Annotated in this window: 7 protein-coding genes and 1 other RNA gene; 7 read left to right on the forward strand and 1 reads right to left on the reverse strand. The window is 31.1% G+C overall.

Translation table 11 applies throughout. The features are described from left to right. The first annotated feature begins 566 nt into the window (after positions 1-566). The 3 genes from Q0W95_RS06460 (at position 567) to Q0W95_RS06470 (ending at position 1777) form a co-directional block, all read left to right on the forward strand. A complete protein-coding gene (locus Q0W95_RS06460; RefSeq protein WP_297791057.1) occupies positions 567-863 on the forward strand; it encodes a DUF3102 domain-containing protein in 297 nt (98 codons plus the stop codon). Between the two features lie 397 nt (positions 864-1260). After that, positions 1261-1521: a type II toxin-antitoxin system RelB/DinJ family antitoxin gene (locus Q0W95_RS06465; RefSeq protein ID WP_297791059.1), complete on the forward strand. Its 261-nt coding sequence runs from the start codon at positions 1261-1263 to the stop codon at positions 1519-1521. Continuing rightward, positions 1511-1777, forward strand: coding sequence for a Txe/YoeB family addiction module toxin (locus Q0W95_RS06470; RefSeq protein ID WP_060929393.1), 267 nt, complete (start codon positions 1511-1513; stop codon positions 1775-1777). The genes Q0W95_RS06465 and Q0W95_RS06470 overlap by 11 nt, the downstream gene beginning before the upstream one ends. Positions 1778-2802: 1025 nt before the next feature. Here the strand turns inward: Q0W95_RS06470 and ssrA are convergent. Beyond that, positions 2803-3157, reverse strand: a transfer-messenger RNA (tmRNA) gene (gene ssrA / locus Q0W95_RS06475). A 142-nt stretch (positions 3158-3299) separates the two neighbouring features. On the opposite strand from ssrA, the gene Q0W95_RS06480 reads away from it, so the two are divergent. The 4 genes from Q0W95_RS06480 to Q0W95_RS06495 form a co-directional block, all read left to right on the forward strand. After that, positions 3300-4433 (forward strand): glucose-1-phosphate adenylyltransferase, encoded by a 1134-nt coding sequence (locus Q0W95_RS06480; RefSeq protein WP_297791064.1) that lies wholly within the window; start codon positions 3300-3302, stop codon positions 4431-4433. 1 nt (position 4434) lies between these two features. After that, positions 4435-5559 carry a glucose-1-phosphate adenylyltransferase subunit GlgD gene (gene glgD, locus Q0W95_RS06485; protein WP_297791066.1) on the forward strand — a complete coding sequence of 375 codons (1125 nt, stop codon included), beginning with the start codon at positions 4435-4437 and terminating at the stop codon, positions 5557-5559. 1 nt (position 5560) lies between these two features. Next, complete coding sequence (glgA, locus tag Q0W95_RS06490) at positions 5561-6994, forward strand: glycogen synthase GlgA (protein WP_297791068.1); 1434 nt, start codon at positions 5561-5563, stop codon at positions 6992-6994. Continuing rightward, positions 6975-9186: glycogen/starch/alpha-glucan phosphorylase (locus tag Q0W95_RS06495; RefSeq protein ID WP_297791070.1), on the forward strand; the 2212-nt coding region annotated here is incomplete at its 3' end. The genes glgA and Q0W95_RS06495, both read left to right, overlap by 20 nt.

Here is a 9186-nt window from a genome sequence, read left to right on the forward strand (position 1 = left end):
CTCGTGGGCTCGGAGATGTGTATAAGAGACAGTCTAAAGGCTTATGACTATTCCAAGATAAAGGTACAATCTTCAAATGTATCAAATCCTATATGGGATATCTTATTGCAGAAAGAAAAGCTAGAAAATAAAGCAATCAAAAATTTTATAAGATGATTTATAGAATCAAAAAAAGACGTGGCAACACGTCTTTTTAAAATATGAATAGTTTATAAAAATAAAAACAACCTATCTTTCGACAAGAAAGAATTTAAGATAAACAATTTAATAACAACAACGTTATTATACTATTTATCTTAAAAAACAACAAATCTAATAGTGTAAAAATTATCTCCTTATAATCTCCTAGGTTAAGATATATAAAATTAAAAGAATTTAGTATCTATTTAGGTTTTTAATTAGTTATTAATACAAATATATGCTTATAGAATTAAAAACTCTTAAAACGCAAAATAAGAGCTATAAAAAACGAAACGAGGGTAAAGCTATGAATGAATTATCAAACCTTAATCAGTTAGTGGAAGAGATAAAGGCTTATATGAGATTGGAAAAAGGCTTAATATACTTTGGAACATGGTAAGCGGATGAATTGGGTTAATGACAACCTAGGATATTCATATCATCAAGCTAATAGGCTTATAACGATATATGAAAAATATTCAAATTTTGCAACGTTGCCAAGTTTAAGTTTTAGTAAGTTGTTGGCACTAACTGGAATTGAAGACGAAGAAGCCCGTAAGACCTTTATCGAAAACAACGACGTAGAAAATAAATCAGTTAGAGAGCTAACTCAAACAATCAAAGACTATAAAGACAACATAAAGGCTAAAAAACAGATCGCCCCTAAACTTTATTTTATTTGAGTTTTAAGGGGGTATTTTTTATAAAGTTTTTTCCTAAATCTCATACCAAAAAAAAGCGTAAGTTTTTGGAGATTATTTTTTTAAATATGCTTAGGATTGCTAAGGTTTAGTACAAATCAAAATAAGAGTTTTATATCAAATCTAAAACCTTATTAAAGACTAGTTTATATTGAGTGATAACGAGCAAAAAGACACCGAAAAACAAGTGAAGATATACAAGAAAACCCCTTAAATTAGTGCTTATAGGCTATAAAAATAAAGTAATCCTGTTTAATAAAAAACTGTTGAAATTGTTGAAGTTGCTAAGATTTTCAAACACTTTAAGCCTAGCGTAAATATATAATAATACTTTACAAATAATATAATTATAATATAATAAGACTAAGAGGTGGTATATATGGCACAAATTAACATAAGAGTAGATGACGAAATAAAAAAACAAGCTGAAATAGTATGTAATGATATAGGCATTTCCCTATCATCTGCCATAAACATTTATTTAAAAAAATTAGGTCGTGAATATAAAATACCTTTTGAATTGTCGGCAGACCCTTTTTATAGCGAAAAGAATATGAAATATCTTGAACAGAAGTTCGAGGAATACAAAAGTGGGAAAATAGAACTAGTTGAAAACGGACTAATTGAAAATGAAGATTAATACTATTAAATGGGACTTTGACGCGTGGGAAGAATACCTATATTGGTATAAAACAGATAAAGCGAACTTTAAGAAGATAAATAAACTAATTAAAGAAATGAAAAGAACCCCATTTGAGGGATTGGGAAAACCCGAACCTTTAAAAAATAATTTGTCAGGCTTATGGAGTAGGAGAATAGACAAGGAACATAGAATCGTATATCTTGTTGAAAATGACTGTTTAGTAATATTCCAATGTAAGGGACACTATAACTAAATAATATAATTAATCGTGAGTTAATCGAAAGATTGCCCACGATTTTTTTATTAATAAAAATATAGCTGACCGAACGAATCGTTCGCCCCTTAGAGTAATAAGAGCGATAGCGTCCACTCAATGGGCGGTGTAAGCAGTACTGACGTCATCTGACTAGTTGTTTTTATCACTTAGCTAAAGTACCGAAATGGTACACGAGGTATAAGGTATATTATTGCCTTGTGTCGGTACTACCGACGGTATCGAATTAATAACCCTAACTTGAACTTAGGGCGTAAGACTTAACTTAAAATTATGGGGTCGATAGTACCTACCCCCTTAATAATTTTGTTACCTCATTACTACTGACCCCATAACACTAAAACTCTATCTTAATACTTGCTTGATTGTTGATTTCCTTAATCTCCTAGCGTGATACACAATATAAGGCATACTAAACTATGCTTAAAAAAATAAAAACGCTTAAAACGCAAATTAGAGCGTGCCACAATCTATACATTAATTAACAATAGCTTAAATAGTGAATAATATACACATAATGACAATGGCTTAATATCAACGATATAAAAAATATAGCTTTTAAATTATTGCACAAAATCTATATTTTGCGACATAATGTTAAGTAAATGATGTTGTGTTATACATTTATACATACACTTTGAATAGTGAAAACTTAAATCTAAGAAAACTATAAGATTAAATTAAAGACAAGCCCTATATGACGATTAGAGCGATTTTGGTATGGCAAGATAGGCAACAGTATACCTAAAGCGTCTTAATAGATTGTATGAGAAATTAAGCGATAATAAATTATATCCTAGGAGATTGAGCAGATGAAAAATTCATCTCCTATTTTTGTATCTGAATTGGTGGACTTATGAAGTCAATAGAAAATATATTTAGTAATGCTTATGTAATTCTAAATTTATACCTAAGTACTAAAATGTAGTACTTTTTATATTCTTAGTACCTTTTTAGTACCCTAAAAAAACAAAACCTTGAAAAATCAAGGTTTATAAGCTACTTGGTGGAGATGAAGGGAGTCGAACCCTTGTCCGTGGATAATTTTTCAATAGCATCTACAAGTTTAGTTAGATTTATGGATTCACATAAAAAATTAAAATCTTACGAAAAATTCTTATGTTAGCTTCATTTTACTAATTGTATGGCAAAGCTTAGATACAATAGGTGTCGCCTGATTATGAAACGAATACAAGATTTGCGACGAATCTAGCATTCATTGCATGCCTTAGATTAGGCAGCTAGTGCGAAGTTTGCTTCGCTATTGTTGTTTGCGTTTATATTTAATTGCTAGTTTACGTTTTTGCATACGACCTGCAGCTAAAGATTCCTCAACCACGTCGAAACCAAGTCATCCCCGCTTGTAAGACTATACTATTATTAATTTGCTTGTCAAAAGTATAAATATTAGTTAAAATATAATTAAGAAAAGGTTTTTATATTTATTAAATATTTGGGTATAAATATATAAGATGATAAATTTCTTATCTAAGGAGGAATTATGAGAAATTCTAATAAAATAGCAGCTATGTTATTAGCTGGTGGACAGGGCTCAAGGCTTAAAGCTCTTACAAGAGATATGGCAAAACCAGTTGTTCCTTTTGGTGGAAAGTATAAAATTATTGATTTTGCTTTAAGTAATTCAACAAATTCTGACATCAAAGATATTGGTGTTTTAACTCAATATAAACCACAATTGTTAAATCAGCACTTGGGGATCGGAGCTCCATGGGATTATGATAGGAATTTTGGAGGGCTAAGAATTTTAACTCCATATTATACAGAGGATGGTGGTAGATGGTTTGAGGGAACAGCTTCCGCTATCTATGAAAATATCAATTATTTAGATGATGTAAATCCAGAATATGTATTGATTTTATCTGGAGATCATATTTATAAGATGGATTATAGAAAGCTTCTCGATGTTCATAAGAAAAAAGGTGCTGATGCGACTATAGCTGTAATGGAAGTAGATTGGGATGAGGCATCAAGATTTGGTATTATGAATGCTGATGAAGATGGAAGGATTGTAGAGTTTGAGGAAAAACCAGCAAAACCAAAATCTAACCTTGCTTCTATGGGAATTTACATCTTCAATTGGCAAGTTCTTAGAAGAGAATTGATTGAGGATAGCAAGAACAAAGATTCTTCAAATGATTTCGGTAAAGATATTATTCCAAAAATGCTTAATGAAGGATTGAATCTTTATGTATATAAGTTTGATGGTTATTGGAAAGATGTTGGAACTGTTAGGAGTTACTGGCAAGCAAACCTCGATTTGATAGATCCTGAAAATGAGTTGGATATTTATGATGAAAATTGGAAAATATATACAGCCTCTCTTAATTTACCTCCTCATAGAATAGGAAAAACTGGCGAGTTAAGTGATTCATTAGTGAATGAAGCTTGTGTGATTGATGGGAAAGTTTCGAATTCCGTTCTTTTCTCTAGTGTAGAAGTTGAGGAAGGTGCAGAAGTTCATAACTCAGTTTTACTAAATGGGGTTAAGGTTAGGAGTGGAGTAAAGCTTTACAATTGTGTGGTGGCTTCTGATATGGAAGTTACTGAAAGTATTGGAAAAGAAGATGATAGCCATGTTTATCTAGTTAGCAATGAAGGGGTTGAGGAGGAATAGAATGCCAAGTATTGTTGCATTAATTTATAGTTCAGAGTTTGAAGAAAGAAATTACGGCGTATTGTGCAAGCATAGACCTGATTATATGCTTCCTTTTGGTGGTAGGTATAGGGTTATTGACTTTACTTTATCTAATCTTACCAACCATGATATTTCGAGAGTTATTTTGTATGCTGATAGGATGATGAGATCAACCCTAGACCATATTGGAAATGGCAAGAGTTGGGAGCTAAATAGGAGAAATGGTGGTCTTATGATTAATTCTCCAACACATTCTACCAAGGGCAATTTGAGTGAAATTGAGACTTATTATGATACTATAAGATATTTTGAAGACCATCCATCAGATTATATATACATTTGCAATCCTATGTATATTAATAAAGTAGATATTACAGATGCTAAAGAGACTATGGAATCTAATGATTTGGATTGTCTTGTATTTTCAACTAAAACAGAGGATAAAGATGGATATTACTTAAATAGGAGGATTATATCATCTGATGAGAGTGGAAGACCTTGTTCTGTTGGTTTAAATCTAGGGATTTCTGATGAGATAGACTTATATTTAGGATCATTATTAATAAAGAGAGATCTTTTCCTAAGAATTTTAAGGACTGCTATGGAAAGAAATTCTCAAATGTCTTTATTGAACGCAATTTTCGCCTTTGCTGGCGATATGAATATTGATTTTTATAGACATAACAAAGAATTTGAAATAATTTCTGACATCAATTCTTTCTTTGAGGCAAATATGAAATTGTTAAATAGAGATGATTTCAATCAATTGTTCTATGAAGATGGCTTAGTTTATACAAAATCAAAGGATGAACCATCAACTTCTTACACCAAAGAATCTAATGTTAAAAATTCTCTTCTTGCAAATGGTGCTATAATTAGGGGTGATGTTGAAAATTCAATTATTTTTAGAGGCGTAGAGATAGGTAAGGGAGCTATTGTCAAAAATTCAATAGTTTTTCAAGATACAGTTATTTCAGATGGAGCTATTTTGAATTATGCCATAACAGATAAGAGGACTTTTATTGATAAGGATACTAGATTATTCGGCAATAGATCTCACCCTTTTGTTACATCAAAGAATGAAGAGTTGGAGAAAGGAATTTAAGATGAACATTCTTTTTCTTACAGGAGAAGCAGTTCCATTTATTAAAACGGGAGGGCTTGCCGATGTTGCGGGAGCCCTACCAAAGGAACTTGTAAAAAAAGGTCAAGATTGTAGGGTTGTCCTTCCACTTTATAAGGCTATTGATGATAAATATAGGCAAAAAATGGAAAAGGTTACTGAATTCTATGTCGACCTTGATTGGAAACATCAGTATACGGGAGTATATCAATTAAAATGGGATGGAGTAGTTTTTTATTTCATTGATAACTTAGAATACTTTGGTAGAGATGGTATTTATGGATTTGATGATGATGCTGAAAGATTTATTTTTTTCTCCAAAGCGTGTACACTTTTGGGTAAGGAAGTAAATTTTAAACCAGATATTATCCATTCCAATGATTGGCATACGGCTATGGTTAATATTTTTGTAAATGATTTTAGGAAGGGAGATTCTTATTTTGATGATGTAAGGACACTCTTTACTATACATAATCTAAAATATCAAGGAGTATTCAGTGCTGATAATTTGAGACTTGCAGGTCTTGGCGGTTCATATTTTAATGAAAATGACTTAAAATATTTCGATGCTATTAATTTCCTAAAAGGTGGTATAATACATTCGACCGCAGTTAATACTGTATCTGAAAATTATGCCAGAGAAATACAATACCCATTCTATGGGGAAGGTCTTGATGGAATTATAAGGAAGTATTCTTATAAGCTTAAGGGAATTGTCAATGGTATAGATTTTGATATTTGGGATCCTAAAACTGATGGTCATTTGGCGGAAAATTTTGATGTTACAAGTATCGATAAGAAAGTAGCTAATAAGCTTGATCTACAAAAGTCCTATGGTCTACCAGTAAGGGAAGATGTTCCTCTAATTGGTATTTGTTCTAGGCTTAATGAAATGAAGGGTCTTGACCTTGTTAGATATATTTTGGATGAGCTTTTACAAGAAGATATTCAATTTGTAGTCCTAGGTACTGGAGATTACACTTATGAAGAAATGTTTAAATATTTCGAGTGGAAATACCCTGACAAGGTTGCTGCAAGGATTTATTATAGCGGAGAGGAAAGCCACAAGATATACGGTGCTAGTGATTTTTATTTGATGCCTAGTGTGTCTGAACCATGTGGTATAAGCCAACTTATAGCTATGAGATATGGCTCTCTTCCAATAGTTAGAGAGGCTGGAGGATTAAAAGATACAGTCGTAGCTTACAACGAATTTACAGGAGAAGGAACTGGATTTTCTTTTGCTAATATTAATGCCCATGAACTTTTGTTCTGTATAAAGAATGCTCTTAAAGTTTATAGGGAAGATAAGGATGCTCTAAATAAGCTTATAGTCAATGCTATGAGCCAAAATAATGATTGGGCAAAATCTGGTGAAAGATATTTAGAATTATATAATGAAATTAAAGCAAGATAAAAACTATACAACAAATTTACTAGAGAGAATACAAAGTTTTTTGTATTCTTTTTATGCGAAAGATCTTAAAAATGCAAGAATAAATGAGGTTTATGATTGCCTATGTAGGGCTTTGATGGAAGACATTGGGAAAAGATGGGTAAAAAGCAAGTCTATAGAAACGGAATTTGAAGTCTATGTTCTTAGTTTCGAGTATCTACCAGGAAAGTTTATTGAAAAAAACATAGCAAGGCTCGGTAGGGAAGATGAAATAAGAAAAGTTTTAAGTGAAATTGGATTTTCATACGAATCTATAATTGATTTTGAAAAAGAAGCAAATCTAGGTGTCGGTGATATTGGAATTGGCTCAAGTTACATAATTAGTGAGCTTGCTAATAAAAAAATCAGGTCAGTTGCCTATGCATTAAGATATGAAAATGGTGATTTAAAGCAAAGAATTGAAGATGGTAGACAAGTGGAATACTCTGACTACTGGCTTGAAGAAGGGTCTAACTGGGAACATAAAAAGGGATTTTCCTATGAATTAGATATTGATGGCAGGAAACACAAATCTATCGCCTATGATATAGCTATTTTAAGTGATAAGGCTGATTTTGTTACAACACTAAGACTCTTTCAATCGGAGCCAACCAGTGCTGTAAGCTACCAGGATTTTGCTAGGGGAGATATATTGAAGGCCTACGATGAGTATATAAGTACAAGTTCTATTAATCAGTTCTTGTATTTGGATGATTCTTCTTATGATGGAAAACTTTTGAGGCTTAAACAAGAATATTTCTATTCAGCAAGTGCTATTAGGGACATCTTTAAGAGATACAAAAATAGGTATGGGTCAATAGATAAAATTGATGAAAGAATTAAGATTTTTGCTAATGATATTCATCCAACAATTGCCTTAGTTGAATTTATTAGGATTTTGAATGAGACTTACAAGCTTAGTATTAGGGAAGCTATTGATATTTCAAGAAGAGTTTTTGAACATATAGCTTTTTCTATAACAGATGATAGCCTAGAGGCTTATCCTGTTGATATGGTTAAGAGGGTTAATCCTGAAATAATCGAAACCATTTTACAAATTCAAGATGAATTATGGATTGAGAATCACGAAAATCAACTGATTAGAAATGGATATGTTTTATTTAAGAATATAAATATGACCCTATCCAATGAATATATTTTCTTATCCAAAACTTTAAAAGAAGAAAAACCTGCACCAAGAAAGCTTTCCTATATGAATTTGGGTACAGATAGAGTTCTTTATTTGGAAAAAAGTAATGAAAGTTTAATGAAGGTGTTTACTGAGTATGGCATTAGGAATAGTTCGGTTGGTGAGATTTTAAAAATCAAAAATCTAAAAACTAAATCTTCATTTATAGATGATTTGGAAGATGTAAAATTTGCTAATAAGAAAAAACTTATTGCATTAACAAAAGAGGAGATTAACCCATATTCTATATTTGATGTTCAATTATCTATAATTCATGAAGGAAAGAGACAGCTCCTTAATGCTTTATCTATAGCTTACAAATATTACCTACTAAAACATAATACTAACCTTAGATATGTACCAACTACCTATATTTTCTCTGGAAAAGCCAATGAAGGTTATTTCATGGCAAAAGAAACTATTAAGTTTATACTTGCCTTAAAGAAGATGATTGATAGAGATAAGATTATAAGAGAGAAGATAAAAATAGTTTTCGTCGAAGATATAGATGTTCATAAAACAAGGCTAATTCTAAATGCAAGTGACATTTACAATAATCTAACACTTGTAACTTTAGATAATCAAGATTTTAATATGCTAAATGCAGCTTTTAATATGACAAATATTTTGACAAGTAGGGGTGGGATTAGCCAAAATATAAGAGGGGTTGATTCTTTCTATAAGATTGGAGAATCTTACAGAGAAATTGTTGATGATAACTATTTCTCAAATTATGACGCAAATAATTTCTACTATTCTAATGATATGGTAAAATATACTGTGGAAAATCTAATAAGAGAAAATTATGAAAATTTTCCATATGATTTTAAAGTGATTTATGACCAAATAATGATGTATAATGATTCTTTCAGGGTTTTTAAGGACTTACCTGATTTAGCTTCCCAGAGAAGTCAAATTGAAATTGATTATCTTGACAAAAATAAATGGGTCGTAAAAGAAATAGATAACATACTATGGGCAAATA

This window comes from uncultured Anaerococcus sp. (genome assembly GCF_947253225.1).
GTDB lineage: Bacteria > Bacillota > Clostridia > Tissierellales > Peptoniphilaceae > Anaerococcus.

Coding starts and splice junctions, on each gene's coding strand:
- Q0W95_RS06465 (WP_297791059.1), top strand. CDS start 1,261: ATGGCACAAATTAACATAAGAGTAGATGACGAAATAAAAAAACAAGCT.
- glgD (WP_297791066.1), top strand. CDS start 4,435: ATGCCAAGTATTGTTGCATTAATTTATAGTTCAGAGTTTGAAGAAAGA.
- Q0W95_RS06470 (WP_060929393.1), top strand. CDS start 1,511: ATGAAGATTAATACTATTAAATGGGACTTTGACGCGTGGGAAGAATAC.
- glgA (WP_297791068.1), top strand. CDS start 5,561: ATGAACATTCTTTTTCTTACAGGAGAAGCAGTTCCATTTATTAAAACG.
- Q0W95_RS06480 (WP_297791064.1), top strand. CDS start 3,300: ATGAGAAATTCTAATAAAATAGCAGCTATGTTATTAGCTGGTGGACAG.